We start from the raw sequence: 18516 nt of genomic DNA, 5'->3' as shown, positions 1-18516 counted from the left end.
CAGCGATCACGGGAACGCTCGATCGGGTATCGCGCGCGCGGAGTGAAGAAATCTTCGACGCATAAGGGCACGAATCCGCGCCGTGACTGGCCGCGTCGACTGGCCTTTCCGGCGCCCCCCGGCTAGGGCCGATCACTTGTCATAGCTTTGCCACAAGGGCCTGATTCTTGAGCGTCGACACCGTTTCGCCGACCCCCACCCCTTCCGATGTTTCGCCCGTCAACATCGTCGAGGAGATGAAGTCGAGCTATCTCGACTATGCGATGTCGGTGATCGTCGCGCGCGCGCTGCCGGACGTGCGTGATGGGTTGAAGCCGGTCCACCGCCGGATCCTGTTCGCCGCGGACGAAGGCGGGTTCGTGCCGGGCCGTGCCTACAAGAAATCGGCGAAAATCGTCGGCGACGTGATGGGTAACTACCACCCGCACGGCGACAGCGCGATCTACGACGCGCTCGCGCGGTTGACGCAGGACTGGTCGATGCGGCTGCCGCTGATCGACGGTCAGGGCAATTTTGGGTCGATGGACCCCGATCCGCCGGCGTCGATGCGTTACACCGAAGCGCGCCTCGCCAAGGCGGCGATGGTGCTGGTCGACGACCTCGACAAGGATACGGTCGACTTCACCCCCAACTATGACGCGAGCCGGATGGAGCCGACGGTGCTGCCGGCGCGCTTCCCCAATCTGCTCGTCAACGGGTCGGGCGGCATCGCGGTCGGCATGGCGACCAACATCCCGCCGCACAATCTGGGCGAGGTGATCGACGCCTGCCTCGCGCTGATCGACAATCCGGCGACCGACGACGCGGCGCTGCTGGAGATCGTGCCGGGCCCGGACTTTCCGACGGGAGCCATGATCCTCGGCCAGGGGGGCATCCGCGCCGCCTACGCCACCGGGCGCGGGTCGATCATGATGCGCTCGCATCACGAAATCGAGCAGGGCCGCGGCGACAGGGTGTCGATCGTCCTCAAGGCGATTCCGTACCAGGTCGGCAAATCGATGCTGGTCGAGCGCATTGCCGAAGCCGCCAAGGAACGCCGCATTGAAGGCGTCAGCGACATCCGCGACGAATCGAACCGCGACGGTGTCCGCATCGTCATCGATCTGAAGCGCGACGCAACGCCTGAAGTGGTGCTCAACCAGCTGTGGCGGCACACCCCCGCGCAGTCGAGCTTCCCCGCGAATATGCTCGCCATTCGCGGCGGGCGGCCCGAAACGCTGTCGCTGCGCGACATACTGACGAGCTTCGTCGCCTTTCGCGAACAGGTCATCACCCGCCGCACGAAGTATGAGCTCAACAAGGCGCGCGATCGGGCGCATCTGTTGCTCGGCCTGGTGATCGCAGTCACCAATCTTGACGAGGTGGTGGCGATCATTCGCGGCAGCGCGACGCCGACGATCGCCCGCGACAAACTGCTCGCCAAGCCGTTCCCCGTTGCCGAAATCGCTCCCTACATTCGCTTGGTCGAAGCGATCGAGGGCGAGATCGAAGGCGAGGTCTATCGGCTCTCCGAATTGCAGGTGAAGGCGATCCTCGAGCTGCGCCTGCACCGTCTGACGGCGCTTGGGCGTGACGAAATCGGCGACGAGCTGAAGGTGCTGGCCGAGGCGATCGAAGGCTATCTCGCCATCCTCGGCGACCGCGCCAAGCTCTACGCTGTGATGCGCGACGAGCTCGTGGCGGTGAAGGACGCGTTCGCCACGCCGCGCCGCACGCTGATCGCGCCCGCCGCCGACGGCATCGATGACGAAGACCTGATCGAGCGCGAGGAGATGGTCGTCACCGTCACCCATGACGGCTATATCAAGCGCACCAGCCTCGACAGTTTCCGAGCGCAGCGCCGGGGTGGCAAGGGCCGCGCGGGCATGGCAACGCGCGAAGAAGACGCGGTGGCGCAGATGTTCGTCACCTCGACGCACAATCCGGTGCTGTTTTTCTCGACCAGCGGCAAGGTCTATCGCCTGAAGGTGTGGCGCCTGCCCGAAGGGGGGCCCGCCACGCGCGGACGGCCGATGGTCAACCTGCTGCCGCTGGCGCAGGGGGAGACGATCTCCACCGTCGTCGCCTTGCCCGAGGACGAGACGGTGTGGAGCGACCTACACGTCGTGTTCGCCACCGCCAAGGGCAATGTCCGGCGCAATTCGATGGACGCGTTCGCCAACGTGCCCAGCAACGGCAAGTTCGCGATGCGCTTCGACGAAGGCAGCGACGATCGGCTGATCGGGGTCGCGCTGGCCGATCCGGGTGACGATGTCCTGCTCGCCTCGCGCTTCGGCAAGGCGATCCGCTTCTCCGCCGACGACGTGCGCGAGTTTCAGAGCCGCACCTCAACCGGCGTGCGCGGCATGACGTTGAAGGGTGAGGACGAGGTGATCTCGCTCTCTATCCTGCACCGCGTCGGCACGACGATGGAGCAGCGCGAGGAGTATCTCCGCTACGCGCCCTGGAAGCCTGAGCGCGAAGGCGAGCCCGCCATGGAACCAGCGCGCTTTGAGGAACTCTCGGAGCGCGAGCAGTTCATCCTCACCGTGTGCGCCAACGGTTACGGCAAACTCTCCAGCGCGTACGAATATCGCCGCACCGGGCGCGGCGGTCAGGGCATCACCAACATCGACAATATCGAGCGCAACGGCGCGGTGGTGGCGAGCTTCCCCGCGACGCGCAGCGACCAACTGATGCTGGTGACCGACCAAGCCAAGCTCATCCGCCTGCCGCTTGAAAGCCTGCGGGTGATCGGGCGCGGCTCCGCGGGGGTGCGGCTGTTCAACGTCGCCGACGACGAACATGTCGTCAGCGCCGCGCGCCTCGCCGACCGCGGCGACGACGCGGAAGAGGCTCTCGACGGCGGCGATCTGGTGGGCGCGGACGTGCCCGACCGCACTGCCGACGTGCCCGATATCGAACCACCCGGCAGCGCGGAGGAGGAATGACCGCAGGCGTCGCATATAAGGTCCTCCGTCCCGATGAGTGGGCCAGCTTTATCGGCACGCACTACTCCGGGACGGCAGCTGACCTCGCGGACGGGTTCATCCACCTCTCGACCGCCGAACAGCTCGAAAGCACGCTTGAGCGGCACTATTCCGACTGTCGCGAGGTCGTCGTGCTGACCGTCGACCTCGGCGCGATCAATGGCTTGCGCTGGGAGCCGTCGCGCGGCGGGGCGCTGTTCCCGCACCTCTACGCTCCCCTCCCCAGGGGGGCCGTCATGAGCGCCGAGCAGCGCTCAATACCATTTACGCAAGCGCCCGTAGGCTAAAAATAGCAAGGACAGGGCCATCATCATGGCCACGACGATCAGAAAGCCGAGCTGGTCGCCGGGCAGGAAACTGATTTCGAAATTCATCCCAAACACACCGGCGATGGTACCGACAATGCCGAGCACGACGGTGACGATGGTCAGCACGCGCAGCAATTCGTTGGTGTCCTGCGCCACTCGCGTCGCATAGATGTCGAAGCTCGCCACCACCGCGTCGCGGCCGCGCGCGACCTCGTCCTCCAGCCGCTGGTAAAGCGCGTAGAGGTTGTCGAAGTGCCGCTCGTCGGCGTCTTCGATCATCGGCGCGAAATCGGCGCGTTCGAGCGACTGCATCACGCTGCGGTGCCCTGCGAGCGCACGACGCACCGCAGCGAGCCGGCGTCGCAGCGTGGCGAGCTTGCGCAATGGGTCGCCCTTTTCCCGCGACCGCAAAATCGCATCGTCGAGTGAATCGACCTCATCGTCGATCAAAGAAATCTGTCGCTGAAAATCGCCGAGGTGTGACATCATCAGTGCCGCCGACAGCGACGACGCGGACAGCTGACCTTTCAGCGTTTCACCGCGATCGGTGTCGATGAAGCGATTGAAGGCGTCCGCTTCGGTCTGCCGAACCGTCACGAGAACGCTCTTGCCGCAGACAATGAAGCTGACGAACGTCCCCGCTTCCGTCTTTCGATCGGGGCACGCGGGGACGGTGAACCAGTAAAGATCGCCGCCGATGCGAATGGTCGGGCCGTTCTGCAAGATTTCGCCCATCGCCTGCCGTATCTGTTCGGGCAGCTCGACCGACGGATTGAAAGCATCGACTGGCCCGTCGATCCACAGCAGCTGCGAATCGGTCATCGAATCAAACTCGATTTCTGCGATCTCCAGCGCGCGGTCGCGACCTTCCGCATCATAGAGGATCGCGCGCAGCCCGGCGGGCGTGGGTTTCAGTTCCAACCGTTAGCGCTCCGTAGCGGCCGGACGGACAGCCGATGTCACCACGCCCCACGCGATCAACGCCTGACCCCCGAAATAGGCGCTCCATACCAGCACACCGCCCACGCCCGGCTCAATGTGTCCGGCGAGGCGCGCGAAGAGAATGAGGTCGCTGACGAGAAACAGGACCGCTCCCACCCCCACGCGATAGCGCGAGAAGCGACTGCACCACGCCGCCGCCGTCATCGCCGCGACAATTGCTACGTAAAGCAGGGCGCCCGCCAGCCCATCCTGTCCGCGCAGAAGCCCCGCGGCGATGATCAGCGACAGAGGTATCAGCAGCATCGCCAGCCAGCGCTGCGACGCGGATAGTGGCGTGCGGCGATGTCGCAGATAGAGCAGGATCGCGACCAAGTGCCCGGCCGCGAACGCTGCGGCCCCGACCTCCAGCCCGACAGCGTCGAGCAGGATGTCGCCGACCGCCCCGAGCGCCAGCACGAGGGCGATGGTGCGGCCGATCCGGTCGCGCCGCGCCAGCCACGCCCACAGCGCAAGCAATGCGACGCCCGCCCCCTTCCAGGCGATGACAGCGGGGCCGGCGACGCCTAGGAGCGGGACGAACAGATACGCCGCGCCGGCGAACATCGCCGCGGCAAACAGGCCCAGGTGCACGTCTCTCCCCCCAAGGATGTGCGCGTGGCACGGCCTAAACAGGACCGAGGGATATTGATGAACGCGCATGATGTCCATGTCATCGGCGGCGGGCTCGCCGGCAGTGAGGCAGCGTGGCAGCTCGCCGAAGCCGGGTTGCAGGTGCGCCTGTCGGAGATGCGCGGCGGTGGTGAGACTACGCCAGCACATCACAGCGACGCGCTGGCGGAGATGGTCTGTTCGAACAGCTTTCGCTCGGACGACGCGGAGGCCAACGCGGTAGGCCTGCTCCATCGTGAGATGCGGGAGCTCGGATCGCTGATCATGGCCAGCGCTGATGCGACCAAGGTTCCAGCCGGGTCGGCGCTCGCGGTGGACCGCGATGGTTTTTCGGCACGGGTCACGCAGGCCCTCGCCTCGCACCCGAATGTGACATTGGTGCGCGAGCGGGTCGATGAGCTGCCGACGGAAGGTGCGACGATCGTTGCCACCGGACCGCTCACCGCACCCGGACTTGCCGAAGCGATCGCTCGGGCGACCGGCGAAGATTCGCTCGCCTTCTTCGATGCGATCGCGCCGATCGTGCATCGCGACAGCGTCGACATGGATATCGCGTGGATGGCCAGCCGGTGGGACAAGGTTGGGCCGATGGGCGACGGCAAAGACTATATCAATTGCCCGCTCGACAAGGAGCAGTATCTCGCTTTCGTGACCGGCCTGCTGAACGGCGAGAAGACCGAGTTTCGGGAGTGGGAGACGAACACCCCCTATTTCGAAGGCTGCATGCCAATCGAAGTGATGGCCTCTCGCGGCGTGCAGACGCTGCGCCACGGGCCGATGAAGCCATTCGGACTCGATAACCCACGGACCGGGCGCTGGCCCTATGCCGTCGTGCAACTGCGGCAGGATAACGCGCTCGGCACATTGTGGAACATGGTGGGTTTTCAGACAAAGCTTAAACATGCCGAACAGGTGCGTCTGTTCCGCACCATTCCCGGCCTCGAACGGGCGGAATTCGCGCGTCTGGGCGGCCTGCATCGCAACAGCTTCATCAAGTCGCCGGTGCTGCTCGATGCCACGCTGCGGCTGAAATCGATGCCGCACATCCGCTTTGCCGGGCAGATCACCGGCTGCGAAGGTTATGTCGAAAGCGCCGCCATCGGGCTCGCGGTCGCCCGCTACGTCATTGCGGAGAAGCGGGGCGAGACGCCCGTTCCGATTCCGGCCGATACCGCGCTGGGCGCGCTCGCAGGGCATATCACCGGGGGTGCTGACAGCGCGACCTATCAGCCAATGAACGTCAATTTCGGCCTGTTCCCGCCGCTCGCCGAAGATGTCCGCAAGGCCGACCGTAAACGTGGCTATGCGCAGCGCGCGCAGGCCTCGCTCGCGGCCTGGAAGGCGAAGGCGGCCTAGTCGGCCTCGGCGTCCGCCGGACAGCGGCAGCGTGGCGCGGCGGTGCGCGGCTTGGGCGCTGTCCGGGCAAATTCGGCGGGGGTGACGATACCCGAACGGTCGCGGTCGGCTTCGGCGAAGCGGTCACCGGTGCGCACCGCCCATTCCTCAAAGCTCAACAGATTGTCGCCGTCCTTGTCGAGCCGACGGAAGGCGCTGCTGCGCGTCGATAGCATCTCCACTCGCGTGATGCCGCCGTCGCGGTTGCGATCGTAGCGCTGAAAGCGCCGCTGCTCGCGCGACAGGGGGTTGGCTTTGGGAAGGCCGGGCGGGGGTGCGCCCCGGGCCGCAGGATCGCCCGTGGGCAGCGCCAACGGGTCGGCAGCCTCGGGCGGGGCGGGCGCCGCAGCGGCGCTGAGCTTTGGCACGGGCTGCGACGTGGCGCTCCAGAGAAAGAATCCGCCCAGCAGCAAAGCCGCTGCGGCGAGCGCACCCACTAAAATCCGCATGCCCCTTCCCCCCTCGTCGAACACGACTCGCAACGGCTGCTAGCGGCCGAGCAATCCGACCCGCAAGCTGATCCATTGATCGCGCAGGGGTGCGTTGCGCCCACCCCGCCGAGCCACGTCGCGCGCCTGCGCGGCCATGATGCGCAGAGGTGGGGCGAGGCCCCGTGTCGCAGCGCGCGCCTCGAGCGGTGGGAACAGGCGAGGCGCGGCACCCTCCTCCAGTGCGGCCGCGGTTTGCCCCCACAGGCCACCCTCTGCCCTACCCTCAGCGCCGCCGAGCAAATGCGCGCCGATGGCGAACAGTCCTTCGCCGCGCGCCGCCGGGTCATCGTGATTTGCGGCCCATTGCGACAGGCGCGCGCGGCTTTCGCCGTCGAAGCGCGCGATAAGGTCGCGGGCGACGCGTGCGAGCGTAGGGTCGGGCGGGCGATCACCGGGTCGAAGCTGTTCGACCTGATCAGACCACCACCGCAGCCGGATCTGACGCAGCATCGGATCGCGGGCGCCGTTTTGCGCGACGCGTAATGCCTCGTCGAGCGCCGACAGTGCATCGGTTGCCGCGCGGGCGCGCACGTCGACCGTTGGTCGCACCAGATGGTGGGAGAGCGTGAAGAGGGTCGCAGGAGGACGGGGGGGCGCGGGCGGAGGCATCGTTAACGCGGCCGTTACCATCTGCGCGAACCGCACAACAACGCTGTTTGCGGCAAGCGGCGGGATGGGACTCGTGCAATTTGGCACGTCACGGGCACTGGGGCGCCGATGAAGCTCATTTCGATCCTCCGCCGACTGCGTCGGAACGAGCGTGGCAACATCATGTATATGGTGGCAGCGATGCTCGTCCCGATCCTGATCACGATCGGTGCCGGGGTCGACATGAGCCGCGCCTATATGGCCAGAGGTCGGCTGCAGCAGGCGTGCGATGCCGGGGTGCTTGCCGGTCGGCGAGCCATGACCGGGACGGTCTTTACGACGGAGGCAAGGGCCCGCGCCGAACGGATGTTCAATTTCAACTATCGGCCCGGCATCTACGGCAGCCGGGACACGACGTTCTTGCCGACGCTGCCTGACCCGAGCACTGTCGCCGCCACCGCGCGGACGAAGCTGCCGATGATCATCATGGCGGGCTTCAACGCTGCGACCGACAGCGATGATTTCAATCTGAGCGTATCCTGTTCGGCTCGGTTCGAAATGCCGAACACCGATGTGATGATGGTGCTCGACGTAACCGGGTCGATGAATTCGGCGATGGGCAGCGAGACCCGCATTGCGGCGTTAAAGCGCGAAGCAGTGGCGTTTTACGACACGCTCGCTGCATCCGAGCGCGGCAATTCGCGCTTGCGGCTGGGGATTGTGCCATATTCGTCGTCAGTGAACGTGGGTTCGGCGCTGATGGCGCTCAACCCCAGCTATATCGCGAACACATCAGAGATACCGTCGCGCACCATTCGCACGGACGTCGTCGCGAGCAGCGGCCCCAGCATCACCTACGAAAATGTGAGCGGGTGGTCGAGCTACTCGAATACGGGGCAGACACTCAACAATGTCACGTCGTCGTCGAATTGCCCAACGACCACGACGTTCGAAACGTCACCCACCGGCTCGCCAGTCGAAACGGTGCGGATCGAAGAGGTAAGCTCGACCGACCGTCGTTTCATTACGGAATCGGATCAGCCGCGCGTGCAGCGTGAGTTTTCCTATACCTGGTCGTACAATCAATGCCGTCAGCGCGTGCGGTCGCGGACTTATGTCGAGGAGACCGCCACGTCACGAACGCTGCGATATTACTACCAGTATCGGATGGTCGAATATGACACGTCGGGGCTGAAGACTGGCGGTTCGCTGTCCCTGCCGATCGGGTTCAAGGCGGATCAGGTGGTCGGCACATGGAATGGCTGCGTGCGCGAGCGCGCGACCCAGGCGTTCACTGCCTCATCCGCGGTGCCGCCGGGTGCGATCGATCTGGATGTGGATCGCATACCGAGCGACGACGACACCCGCTGGCGTGCGATGGTGCCCGCCTTCACCTACCCCCGCGCGGTCGACAGCAATGGCTGGCCGGTCGCCACCAGCGCATCGCCCGAAGTCTATGAGATTACGACCAACCTGCCGAACTACGCGGCTTCGTCGGTCGTCAACGGCGGCTTTCCAGCGTGCCCGACGGCTGTCACGCCGCTGCGCACGTTCGAGCGTGCAGATTTCGTAACCGCTATCAATGGCTTGAGTGCGGTCGGCGGAACTTATCACGATGCCGGGATGGCGTGGGGTGCGCGCATGATCTCCCCCACCGGCCCGTGGCGGGACACCAATGCGACCGCCCCTAACAACCTGCCGATCAGTCGCCACATCCTCTTCATGACCGACGGTCTGATGTCGCCGGACATGCGGGTGGTCAGCCACCAGGGTCAGGAGTCGCTCGAGCGCCGCGTTCTCGGCAACGCCGATCCCAACCAGTTGACTGCCCGGCACAACGCCCGGCTTCTCGCCCTGTGCGATGCGGCCAAAGCACGCAACATCACGATCTGGTTTGTGAGTTTCGGCCCCGATGGGCTCGACGAAACGATGCGCTCGTGCGCCAGTGGCGATCGTTCGTTCGCCGCGGCCAACAGCGCCGAGCTGCGCACCCAATTCCAGAATATCGCCAAGCGCATCGCGCGCCTGAGGCTGCAGTCATGATACGCGGAGCATCCCGACGCGTCGCGCGCCTGCGGTCCGACCGACGCGGCGCATATATGATCGAACTGGCGCTGCTGATGCCGATCCTGCTCATGCTGATCGTCGGTATCTTCGATTACGCGTTGCAGGCATACATCCGGGGAACGCTCTATGGCGCAGTGCAGTCGGCCGGTCGTGCAAACAGTCTCGAAAGTGGCGACGACATCGCTACGGTCGACAATCGCGTGGTCCAGGAACTGGGCGGCTTCGCGAAATTTGTGACACTCAGCTTTTCGCGCGCCAACTATGAGTCTTTCGGCGACGTGTCGAAACCTGAGGCATTTACCGACGCCAATGGCAACAACCGCTATGATTCCGGCGAATGCTTTACGGACGTCAACAACAACTCGACCTGGGATGCCAGCCCGGGGAGTTCCGGCCGCGGCGGAGCCAACGACGTCGTGCTATACCAAGTGACGGCGGAGTATCGCCGGCTGTTTCCGGTCTGGCGTTTCATCGGCCAGAGCTCGACGACGCGGATGCAGGCCCAGACGATCCTCCGCAACCAGCCCTATGGTGAACAGGCGCAACGCAGCGCGGGAGTGGTGCGATGCGGATGATGAGCCTTCCCATGCCTCGCCTGCTGCGTCGCCTCGTCCGCGATACGCGCGGTATCGCGCTGATCGAAGGTGCGTTCACCGTTCCGCTGCTGGCGCTGGCGGGCTTTACCGGGCTCGAGCTCGCCAACATGGCGGTGGTGAACCTGCGGATTTCGAACATCGCGCTATCGGTCGCCGATAACGCGTCGCGCATCGCGTCGGGTAGCAACCTCGCCTTGCCCCAGATCCGTGAGAGCGACATAAACGACGTCTTCGCGGGCGCACAAGTGCAGAGCGGTCGGCTCGACATTCGAACGAACGGACGGATCATCCTGTCGAGCCTGCAGGTCAACGATGCGGGCAACGGCCAGACGGTGCGATGGCAGCGCTGCTACGGCGCTCTGGAACTCGCGTCAGCCTATCAAAAACAAGGGGACGGAGCGACGACGACGAGCGTAACCGGCATGGGGCCGCCGAGCGCCCGCATCGCCGCGACAGATGGGATCCCGGTGATGTTCGTCGAGGTCGAATATACCTATCAGCCAATCGTCCTGCCGCTGCGCACCTTCGGATGGACGCGCAAGGTCAGTTACGAAGCGGCCGTCGACGTGCGCGACCAGCGCGATACAACGCAGGTCTACAACCCCGACAACGCGGTTGTGATGAGCAACTGCGGCACAGTGCGCCGCGTCCCCTGACCGCGACGCACCGGGCGACATTCAGCCGCCGCGAACAAGGCGGCGCGCAGTCTCGACCACGCGCTCCGCACTGATCAGCGCGGCCTTTTCAAGATTGGCGGCGTAAGGGAGCGGCACGTCCTCATCGGTGACGCGCAGCACCGGCGCGTCGAGGTCGTCGAAGCCCCGCTCCATCGCCAGCGCGGCAATTTCGCTGGCGATCGAGCAGGTCGGCCAGCCTTCCTCAACCACCATCAGCCGGTGCGTCTTGGCAAGGCTCGCCAGCACCGCGTCGGCGTCGAGCGGACGCAGCGTGCGCAGGTCGATCACCTCCGCGCTGATCCCCTCACCGGCCAGCGTCTCCGCCGCCTCCAACGCCAGTCCGACGCCGATTGAATAGCTGACGATGGTGAGGTCGCCGCCTTCGCGATGCACCCGCGCCTTGCCGATCGGGAGCACCTCGTCGCCCTGCGGCGGCGCGGGAAAGCTGCGGCCGTAAACCAGTTCGTTCTCAAGAAACACGACCGGGTCTTCGCTGCGGATGGCCGCTTTCAGCAGCCCCTTCGCATCCGCCGCATCGTAGGGCGCGATGACGATCAACCCGGGCACGCTCGCATACCAGGGACCGAAGTTCTGGCTGTGCTGCGCGCCCACCCGGCTGGCCGCGCCATTGGGCCCCCGGAACACGATCGGGGTGCGCATCTGCCCGCCCGACATATAGTTGGTCTTGGCCGCCGAGTTGATGATGTGGTCGATCGCCTGCAACGCGAAGTTGAACGTCATGAACTCGACCACCGGCCGCAAGCCGCCCATCGCCGCGCCCGCGCCCAGGCCGGCAAAACCATATTCGGTGATCGGCGTGTCGATCACGCGCTTTGCCCCGAATTCCTCGAGCAAGCCCTGCGTCACCTTGTAGGCGCCCTGATACTCCGCGACCTCCTCGCCCAGGACGAAGACGCGTTCGTCGCGGCGCATCTCCTCCGCCATCGCGTCGCGCAACGCCTCGCGCACGGTGATCGTCGCGCCCTCCGGGGCTGCCTCGGCCGTTGTCGCTTCAGGCGCCTGCGGAGCGTCGTGGGTGACGATCTCCTTTTCCTGCAGCGCCTCCGCCGAAGCGGGCGGAGCAGCGGGAGCAGGAGCCGGCGCGGCGGGAGCGGGAGCCGGAGCGGCGGAAGCAGGCGCCGCCGTCGCCTCACCCTCCCCGCTCAGCGTCGCGATGACGGTCCCGACCTTCACCCCCTCGGTCCCCTCCGCGACGAGCAGTTCGCCGACGGTGCCTTCGTCGACTGCTTCGAATTCCATCGTCGCCTTGTCCGTCTCGATCTCGGCGAGAATGTCACCGGACTTCACAGTGTCCCCAGGCTTGACCAGCCATTTGGCAAGCGTCCCCTCCTCCATCGTTGGAGAGAGCGCAGGCATCTTGAGTTCAACGGCCATCAGTAGCTCTCCACCAACACGTCGGTGTGGAGTTCGGACAGGTCCGGTTCGGGCGCGCTTTCGGCGAAGTCCGCGGCTTCGCTTACGATACGCCGGATTTCCTGGTCGAGGCCCTTCAGCTCATCCTCCGTCGCACCCGCGACGAGCAGTTCGGCCTTGAGCCCCTCGATCGGATCGCTCTTCTCGCGCACCGCCTGCACCTCCTCGCGGCTGCGATATTTCGCCGGGTCGGACATGGAGTGGCCTCGGTAACGGTAGGTCTTCAGTTCGAGCAAGATCGGGCCCTTGCCGCTGCGCACCCAGTCGAGCGCCACGGAGGCTGCCCCGCGCACGTCGAGCACGTCCATGCCGTCGACCTGGATCCCAGGAATGCGAAAGCTTTCCCCCCGGCGGTAGAGCTGGTCCTCCGCCGACGCGCGATTGACCGACGTGCCCATGGCGTACTGGTTGTTCTCGATCACGTAGATGATCGGCAGCTTCCACAGCTCGGCCATGTTGAAGCTCTCGTACACCTGTCCCTGATTGGCCGCGCCGTCGCCGAAATAGGCGAGGCAGACACCCCCGTCCTCGCGATACTTGTGCGCAAAGGCGAGGCCGGTGCCGAGCGCGACTTGCGCCCCGACGATGCCATGCCCGCCGTAAAATTTATGTTCGACGCTGAACATGTGCATCGAACCGCCCTTGCCCTTGGAGATGCCCGCGGCGCGGCCGGTCAGCTCGGCCATGATGACATTGGGGTCGATGCCGTAGGCGAGCATATGCCCGTGGTCGCGGTAGCCGGTGATGACGCTGTCCTTGTCGCCGTCGAGCGCCGACTGGAGCCCCACGGCGACCGCTTCCTGCCCGATGTAGAGGTGGCAGAAGCCGCCGATCAGCCCCAGGCCGTAGAGCTGCCCCGCCTTCTCCTCGAACCGGCGGATGAGCAGCATCTCGCGATAGTAGCGGCGCATCTCTTCGAGGTCGGCAACATGCCGCTGCGGCTGTGGCGGACGCTCGCGGTTAGGGGTCGCGGGAACGGCGGCGGGCGCCGGCGCGGGCGCGGCGCTGGCAGGACGGGCTTTGGCCACGACGGGCGCTCTCCTTGGGTCAGCCTGGCTGGGTTGCAAAGGGCTATAGAGAGCGGCGGCGGGGCGTGGCAACCTGGTGCGCCCGGTTGCGGTTAGAGTTTATCGCGGTAATCTGCGACGATGGTCCGCCTCGCACTGCTACCGGCTCCCCTTTTGCTCGGTGGGTGCGGTTTCATGTGTTCCAATGAGGGGGTTGCCGACGTTCGATCGCCAGGTGGGGCGCATCACGCCATCATGTTCATGCGCGATTGCGGAGCCACCACCGACTACACGACCCAAATTTCAATTGACCCCTCGTTATTTAACGGTGCCGGGAACGCCTTCGTCGCCGACGGCGGGGCGCGACGCGGCAGTTGGCAAGGACCGTGGGCTGAACTGACGTGGATGGACGATCGGCATCTTTTGATCCGCTACGATAGCGAAGCCCGAGTTTTCGTACAGGAGACGACCTGGGGTGCCGTGGATATCGTGTACGAACCAGTCACACACCCGTAGGGCGCGCGGGCCTACCGCTTTGGCAGCACCACGACGACGTCGTCGGGGTGGACGAGGTTCAGTTCCTCGCGCACCAGTTCCTCGCCAAGGTCAGGGTCGGAGCGCTTGGGGTCGAGCAGGCGCTGGTGATTGAGCAACACCTGATGCTCCTCGTGCAGCCGGACCAGCTGCGCCTCGCGCTGCCGGAGCTCGCGGTTATAGTCGTTCCACGCGAACAAGCCGGTCGAGCCGAACAGCAACCACAACAGCGCGATGCCGACCGCCAGCGTCGCCAGCGCCCAGTGCCACCAGCCTGTGCCGCCCGACCGCCTGATATGACCTCGCATCGCCATGCGGTCAGGAATCATGCCGAGCGCGGACCGTCAAGTCGGAACTGCGAGCGAGGCGCAACCGATCAACGCCGCGCGCGCGCGAAAGCGCTCCACCCCGGGTAGCGTGCCGACGCGCCCAGCGCCTCTTCGATCCGCAGCAGCTGGTTGTATTTGGCAAGCCGATCCGACCGCGCGAGGCTGCCCGTTTTGATCTGGCCGCAGTTGGTCGCGACGGCGAGGTCGGCGATGGTCGCGTCCTCCGTCTCCCCGGAGCGGTGCGACATCACTGCGGTGTAAGCCGCACGCTGGGCCAGCTCGACCGCCTCCAGCGTCTCGGTCAGGGTGCCGATCTGATTGACCTTGACCAGCAGCGAGTTCGCGAGGCCGTCGCGAATGCCGTCAGTCAGGCGGGCGCTGTTCGTAACAAACAGGTCATCCCCGACAAGCTGGCAGCGGTCACCGATGCGGTCGGTGAGAATTTTCCACCCTTCGCGGTCATCCTCGCCCATGCCGTCCTCGATCGTGATGATCGGGTAGGCATCGACCAGCGCGGCAAGTTCGCCCGCCATCTCGTCGGCCGACAGCGTGCGCCCCTCGCCGGTGAGGCGGTAGAGGCCGCCCTCAAAGAACTCCGTCGCCGCGCAATCGAGGCCGAGCGCAATGTCTTCGCCGGGGCGATACCCCGCCGCCTCGATCGCGCGCAGTATCGCATCGAGCGCTTCGCGGCTGCTGGCGATGTTCGGCGCAAATCCGCCCTCGTCGCCGATGCCGGTCGAAAGGCCCGCGGCGTTGAGCTGCTTCTTGAGCGCGTGAAATATTTCGGTGCCCCAGCGCATGGCCTCTGAGAAGCTGTCCGCACCCACGGGGAGGATCATGAACTCCTGAAAGTCGATCGGATTGTCGGCGTGCGCGCCGCCGTTGATGATGTTCATCATCGGCACCGGCAATACATTGGCGCCGACACCCCCAACATAGCGGTAAAGCGGGAGCCCGACGGAATCGGCCGTAGCCTTGGCCGTGGCGAGGCTGATGCCGAGGATCGCATTCGCGCCGAGACGGCACTTGTTCGGCGTCCCATCGGCTTCGATCATAGCCGCGTCGACCGAACGCTGATCGGTCCCGTCGAGGCCGATCACGGCTTCGGCGAGGTCGGTGTGAACGGCCTCGATCGCCTTCTCGACGCCCTTGCCGCCCCAGCGCGCGCTGTCACCGTCGCGCAGCTCAGCGGCCTCGTGCGCGCCGGTCGAAGCGCCGGAGGGCACCATCGCACGGCCCATGCTGCCATCTTCGAGGTGCACGTCGACTTCGATGGTCGGGTTCCCCCGGCTATCGATAAGTTGACGGGCGACGCAGTCGACGATGATGGTCATGGGGCGGCCTTTCTCGACGGGAACACAGGAGATGGGACGGGCGCTTAGGCCCCCTCCCCTCGCTCCGCAATCCGCACAGCGCGGGCGGATTGCGCTTCGTTACATGCGCGGAACCAGTTCAACCCCTTAGCCGTTCGGTGTGACGAGTGGGGCGAACGCTCCCGGATTCGGAAGGAAGTGAACTAATGGACACCACCGGCAGCCAGAACAACGGCAACAAATTCAGCGACACGTCGGCCGTGAAGCCGGCAGGTTCAACGTCGACCTCCGCGGTGCGCGAGTCGCTGGCGTCGACCGGTTCGACGATCAAGGACGAAGCCACACGCAAGGCCGGCGAACTCAGCGACTCGGCAAAGGCCTATGCGAGCCAGGCGGGCGACAAGGCGAAGGACGCGGCAAGCCGCGGCAAAACGCTCGCGGCGGACGGTCTGAATTCGGTCTCGCGGGCGATCAGCGACGTGGCACCGCAGGTCGATGAACGGTTCGGCGCGACCTATGGCGACTATGCCCGACGCGCCTCGGCCAAGATCGATCAGGCGGCCAGCGCGCTCAACGACAAGAGCGTTGACGAACTCGCCGACGCGGCGCGCGATGCCGTCCGCAAGAACCCCGCGATCGCCGTCGCTGGCGCTGCGGTGGTGGGCTTCATGCTGTCGAAGCTCTTCTCCAGCTCGAACAGCCGTTACTGATCGTGGCCCAAACCGCAGCAGATGCGGCTTGGGACAGCCCGACGCCGGCGAGCGCAAGCTCGCCGGCGCAGGCCGCTTCGACGCTCAAGCAACGTATCGGAACCAGCTTTCAGGCTGAAAAGGACGTTGTCCGGCTGGCGGCCACGACAGCGGCGTCCGGCGCAAAGACAGCTGGGGTGGGCGCTGGGGTGGCCGTCGTTGGCGGGCTCATCCTCTTGGCGATGCTGCTCGGCGCCATTCTCGTTGCTCTGGCCGATGCGACTTCGTGGCTTGCGGCCTTTCTAATCATGGCTGCAGTGGGCGCGATAGTTGCGGGGATCGGGTATTCCATGATCCGCTCCGGTTCCGGCCGTATCTCCGAAGTCATCGAAACGGTGAAACGATGAGTGACATCGACCGGCTTCGCGCGGCCGTAACGCGCGCTCGGGTCGAACGGGATCGGCTCCGCACCGGAACCTCCAACCTGAAGGCGAGCGTTGCCCCTTCGAACCTCTTGAGCCTTGCCACGGACAAGACCGTGGCGGCAGCCGAGAGCACGGCTGACAGTGCCGTTCGGACCGTGCGCGAGCGCCCCGGCATTGCGGCTCTTGGCGCTGCGATGGTCGTCGCGTACCTCCTGCGAGACCCAATCGCCCGAAGGCTGGGCGACGTCGTCGGGGACGAGCGGCCGAAATGGCGTCAGTGGCTTTCGGACACGTTCGCGTCCGTCGTCGACAGTCTTACGGAGAAGAAGAAATGATGGCGTTGCGGGGGAAATCTTCCAGTGCCGCGCAGCAGATGCTCGATGCCGCGCTCGACCGGGTGATGGATGCTTATGGCTCATCGCGAGACGCGGCGCGGTCGGCGACCCGGGCGACGGGCTCGGCCGTACGGGATGGCGCCGACTTTGTGACCGACCATGCGGCCGTTGCTGCAGATGAAGTGATTGATCTTGCACGCCGGTCGGCCGGTGTCGCGCGCCGTCATCCGTTCATCACCGCAGGCCTGGCGATCGCGGCGGGGGCGGCTGTCGCGCTCGTGATCCGCGAAGCCAACGCCCGCAAGGAGCGGGCCGACATCTCGGACGAATATCAGGAAGGCTTCGACTAGGACCTACCCGTTCGCGATGATTGCTCTCGGAAAGGCGGTCTGGTAGCGGGCCGCCTTTCTCGTTGAAGCCTGAAAGACGATGATGAGCAAATTGCATCTGGTGTTTGGCGGTCGCGTCAAGGATCCGCGCACCCTCGACTTCCAGGATCTGTCGAAAATCGACTTTGTCGGTTTGTTCGAAGATTACGCGACGGCGGAAGAGGCGTGGCGCGCCGCGGCTCAGCGGACGGTGGACGACGCGGAAATGCGCTACGTCGTGGTGCACCTTCACCGGCTGCTGGAGCCCGACCTCAAAGCGCCGGCAACTAACGCCTGAAGCGAAACTTGAGCAACGGGCGCGCCAAAACCAAGCCAGCAAGAAAGCCGCCGACATGCGCGCCAACGTCGATCGTTGGCGTCGCGAAGCCGATCAGAATCTGGATGACCACCCAGGCGGCTCCCAGCCAAAGAGCCCTCACCACCCAAGGGGGCAGCCCAGCTACGGATGTGACACGCTGCTGCGAGAAGATCATCGCATAGACAGCGATCACGGCTGACACCGCGCCAGACGCGCCAATACGCGGGACGCTGGACGAGGGGTCGAGTAGGCAGGACGCAAGCGCGCCCATGGCTGCACCCGCAACGTAAAGCAAAATCAGGAGATGCTGCCCCGTCGCCGCCTCCACCGCGCGGCCGACCCAGAGCAAGATAATCATGTTGAACAGCAGGTGCATCCACCCGCTGTGCAGCAACGCCGCCGTGAACGGCGTGAGCAACGCTGGCACCGCGCCTGTCAGCGCCTCACCCCCAAAGCGGGCCGGGACCAGTGCGCCGAGCGTCACCGCCTCTGGGAACAGAAACCAGGCCCCGACTGAGACGAGCGTCGTCAACGCGAGCAGCGAGAGCGTGGCCGGGGCCGCACGAAGCGCGTCGGGCGCGCTCACACGAACGCGATTTCGGCGACCTCGAACCAGCGGTCACCCGACGGGACGGTCACTTCGACTTCGTCGCCGACCCGGCGCCCGATCAGCGCGCGACCGAGCGGCGAGTTGTAACTGATCCGGCCGAGCTTGGCGTCGGCCTCGGTTTGCCCGACGATCTGATAAGTGATGTCCTTGTCATCCTCGTCCTTCAGCTTCACGGTCGCGCCGAACACGACCCGATCACCCGAAAGCGTGGTCGGGTCGATGATCTGTGCGCGGCTCAACCGATCCTCGAGATCGGCGATCGAAGCTTCGACCTGCCCCTGACGCTCCTTCGCGGAATGATATTCGGCGTTCTCGGACAGGTCGCCGTGCGCGCGAGCTTCTTCAATGGCATCGACGATCCCCGGGCGCTCGGCTTTCAGCGTCGCAAGCTGCTTCGTCAGCCGCTCGTAGCCTTCGGCCAGCATGGGGACTTTTTCGACACTCGCCATCG

At 65.4% G+C, this 18516-nt stretch carries 21 protein-coding genes; 11 read left to right on the top strand and 10 right to left on the bottom strand.

All coding sequences use genetic code 11. From position 1 onward, the window contains the following. Positions 1-167 precede the first annotated feature (167 nt). Together gyrA and ACRYJK_RS03045 are read left to right on the top strand one after the other, a co-directional pair. Positions 168-2930, top strand: a complete 2763-nt coding sequence (gene gyrA / locus ACRYJK_RS03050; protein ID WP_482666110.1) for a DNA gyrase subunit A — start codon at positions 168-170, stop codon at positions 2928-2930. Then, positions 2927-3256 carry a DUF952 domain-containing protein gene (locus ACRYJK_RS03045; protein ID WP_482666109.1) on the top strand — a complete coding sequence of 110 codons (330 nt, stop codon included), beginning with the start codon at positions 2927-2929 and terminating at the stop codon, positions 3254-3256. Before gyrA ends, ACRYJK_RS03045 begins: the two co-directional genes overlap by 4 nt. Here the strand turns inward: ACRYJK_RS03045 and ACRYJK_RS03040 are convergent. Together ACRYJK_RS03040 and ACRYJK_RS03035 are read right to left on the bottom strand one after the other, a co-directional pair. Then, positions 3224-4198 (bottom strand): CorA family divalent cation transporter, encoded by a 975-nt coding sequence (locus ACRYJK_RS03040; RefSeq protein WP_482666108.1) that lies wholly within the window; start codon positions 4196-4198, stop codon positions 3224-3226. The genes ACRYJK_RS03045 and ACRYJK_RS03040 overlap by 33 nt on opposite strands. Before the next feature lie 3 nt (positions 4199-4201). Then, a complete protein-coding gene (locus tag ACRYJK_RS03035) occupies positions 4202-4849 on the bottom strand; it encodes a lysoplasmalogenase family protein (RefSeq protein ID WP_482666107.1) in 648 nt (215 codons plus the stop codon). A gap of 57 nt (positions 4850-4906) precedes the next feature. Between ACRYJK_RS03035 and trmFO the strand changes: the two genes are divergently transcribed. Next, complete coding sequence (trmFO, locus tag ACRYJK_RS03030; protein WP_482666106.1) at positions 4907-6244, top strand: methylenetetrahydrofolate--tRNA-(uracil(54)-C(5))-methyltransferase (FADH(2)-oxidizing) TrmFO; 1338 nt, start codon at positions 4907-4909, stop codon at positions 6242-6244. On the opposite strand, the gene ACRYJK_RS03025 is transcribed toward trmFO, so the two are convergent. Further along, positions 6241-6732, bottom strand: a complete 492-nt coding sequence (locus ACRYJK_RS03025) for an EF-hand domain-containing protein (protein WP_482666105.1) — start codon at positions 6730-6732, stop codon at positions 6241-6243. The two genes, trmFO and ACRYJK_RS03025, sit on opposite strands and share 4 nt — an antisense overlap. A gap of 39 nt (positions 6733-6771) precedes the next feature. Next, positions 6772-7383 (bottom strand): hypothetical protein, encoded by a 612-nt coding sequence (locus ACRYJK_RS03020; protein ID WP_482666104.1) that lies wholly within the window; start codon positions 7381-7383, stop codon positions 6772-6774. Positions 7384-7491: 108 nt separating this feature from the next. On the opposite strand from ACRYJK_RS03020, the gene ACRYJK_RS03015 reads away from it, so the two are divergent. The 3 genes from ACRYJK_RS03015 to ACRYJK_RS03005 are packed head-to-tail and all read left to right on the top strand — an operon-like array spanning position 7492 to position 10681. Continuing rightward, the gene (locus ACRYJK_RS03015) at positions 7492-9405 is read left to right on the top strand and encodes a TadE/TadG family type IV pilus assembly protein (RefSeq protein ID WP_482666103.1); all 1914 of its coding nucleotides are present in this window, start codon (positions 7492-7494) and stop codon (positions 9403-9405) included. 56 nt (positions 9406-9461) lie between these two features. After that, positions 9462-10004 carry a TadE/TadG family type IV pilus assembly protein gene (locus tag ACRYJK_RS03010; protein WP_482666102.1) on the top strand — a complete coding sequence of 181 codons (543 nt, stop codon included), beginning with the start codon at positions 9462-9464 and terminating at the stop codon, positions 10002-10004. Continuing rightward, the gene (locus ACRYJK_RS03005) at positions 9995-10681 is read left to right on the top strand and encodes a TadE/TadG family type IV pilus assembly protein (RefSeq protein ID WP_482666101.1); all 687 of its coding nucleotides are present in this window, start codon (positions 9995-9997) and stop codon (positions 10679-10681) included. The genes ACRYJK_RS03010 and ACRYJK_RS03005 overlap by 10 nt, the downstream gene beginning before the upstream one ends. A gap of 21 nt (positions 10682-10702) precedes the next feature. Here ACRYJK_RS03005 and ACRYJK_RS03000 read toward each other — a convergent pair whose 3' ends face one another. From ACRYJK_RS03000 to eno, 4 genes are all read right to left on the bottom strand, one after another. Then, positions 10703-12097: a pyruvate dehydrogenase complex E1 component subunit beta gene (locus tag ACRYJK_RS03000; RefSeq protein ID WP_482666100.1), complete on the bottom strand. Its 1395-nt coding sequence runs from the start codon at positions 12095-12097 to the stop codon at positions 10703-10705. After that, on the bottom strand, positions 12097-13164 hold the full coding sequence (gene pdhA / locus ACRYJK_RS02995) for a pyruvate dehydrogenase (acetyl-transferring) E1 component subunit alpha (RefSeq protein WP_482666099.1): 1068 nt from the start codon (positions 13162-13164) through the stop codon (positions 12097-12099). Before pdhA ends, ACRYJK_RS03000 begins: the two co-directional genes overlap by 1 nt. 506 nt (positions 13165-13670) lie before the next feature. Further along, on the bottom strand, positions 13671-14006 hold the full coding sequence (locus ACRYJK_RS02990) for an FtsB family cell division protein (RefSeq protein WP_482666098.1): 336 nt from the start codon (positions 14004-14006) through the stop codon (positions 13671-13673). A gap of 47 nt (positions 14007-14053) precedes the next feature. Then, entirely contained in the window at positions 14054-15340 is a 1287-nt protein-coding gene (eno, locus tag ACRYJK_RS02985) for a phosphopyruvate hydratase (protein ID WP_482666097.1), read from the bottom strand. Between the two features lie 185 nt (positions 15341-15525). Here eno and ACRYJK_RS02980 point away from each other — a divergent pair, with 185 nt between their 5' ends. The 5 genes from ACRYJK_RS02980 to ACRYJK_RS02960 all read left to right on the top strand — a co-directional run bounded on the left by ACRYJK_RS02980 (position 15526) and on the right by ACRYJK_RS02960 (position 17434). Next, positions 15526-16029 carry a hypothetical protein gene (locus ACRYJK_RS02980; protein ID WP_482666096.1) on the top strand — a complete coding sequence of 168 codons (504 nt, stop codon included), beginning with the start codon at positions 15526-15528 and terminating at the stop codon, positions 16027-16029. A 2-nt stretch (positions 16030-16031) separates the two neighbouring features. Then, complete coding sequence (locus ACRYJK_RS02975) at positions 16032-16415, top strand: phage holin family protein (RefSeq protein ID WP_482666095.1); 384 nt, start codon at positions 16032-16034, stop codon at positions 16413-16415. Further along, positions 16412-16768, top strand: coding sequence for a hypothetical protein (locus ACRYJK_RS02970; protein ID WP_482666094.1), 357 nt, complete (start codon positions 16412-16414; stop codon positions 16766-16768). The genes ACRYJK_RS02975 and ACRYJK_RS02970 overlap by 4 nt, the downstream gene beginning before the upstream one ends. Beyond that, complete coding sequence (locus tag ACRYJK_RS02965) at positions 16765-17118, top strand: hypothetical protein (RefSeq protein ID WP_482666093.1); 354 nt, start codon at positions 16765-16767, stop codon at positions 17116-17118. The genes ACRYJK_RS02970 and ACRYJK_RS02965 overlap by 4 nt, the downstream gene beginning before the upstream one ends. Positions 17119-17200: 82 nt before the next feature. Beyond that, entirely contained in the window at positions 17201-17434 is a 234-nt protein-coding gene (locus ACRYJK_RS02960) for a DUF4170 domain-containing protein (RefSeq protein WP_482666092.1), read from the top strand. Here the strand turns inward: ACRYJK_RS02960 and ACRYJK_RS02955 are convergent. Together ACRYJK_RS02955 and greA are read right to left on the bottom strand one after the other, a co-directional pair. Then, positions 17424-18041 carry a rhomboid family intramembrane serine protease gene (locus ACRYJK_RS02955; RefSeq protein WP_482666091.1) on the bottom strand — a complete coding sequence of 206 codons (618 nt, stop codon included), beginning with the start codon at positions 18039-18041 and terminating at the stop codon, positions 17424-17426. The two genes, ACRYJK_RS02960 and ACRYJK_RS02955, sit on opposite strands and share 11 nt — an antisense overlap. Then, entirely contained in the window at positions 18038-18514 is a 477-nt protein-coding gene (gene greA / locus ACRYJK_RS02950; protein WP_482666090.1) for a transcription elongation factor GreA, read from the bottom strand. The genes ACRYJK_RS02955 and greA overlap by 4 nt, the downstream gene beginning before the upstream one ends. Positions 18515-18516: the final 2 nt, after the last annotated feature.

It is taken from the genome of Sphingomonas sp. BLHR8, from assembly GCF_056821725.1.
This window is presented reverse-complemented; position numbering and strand designations above follow the sequence as displayed.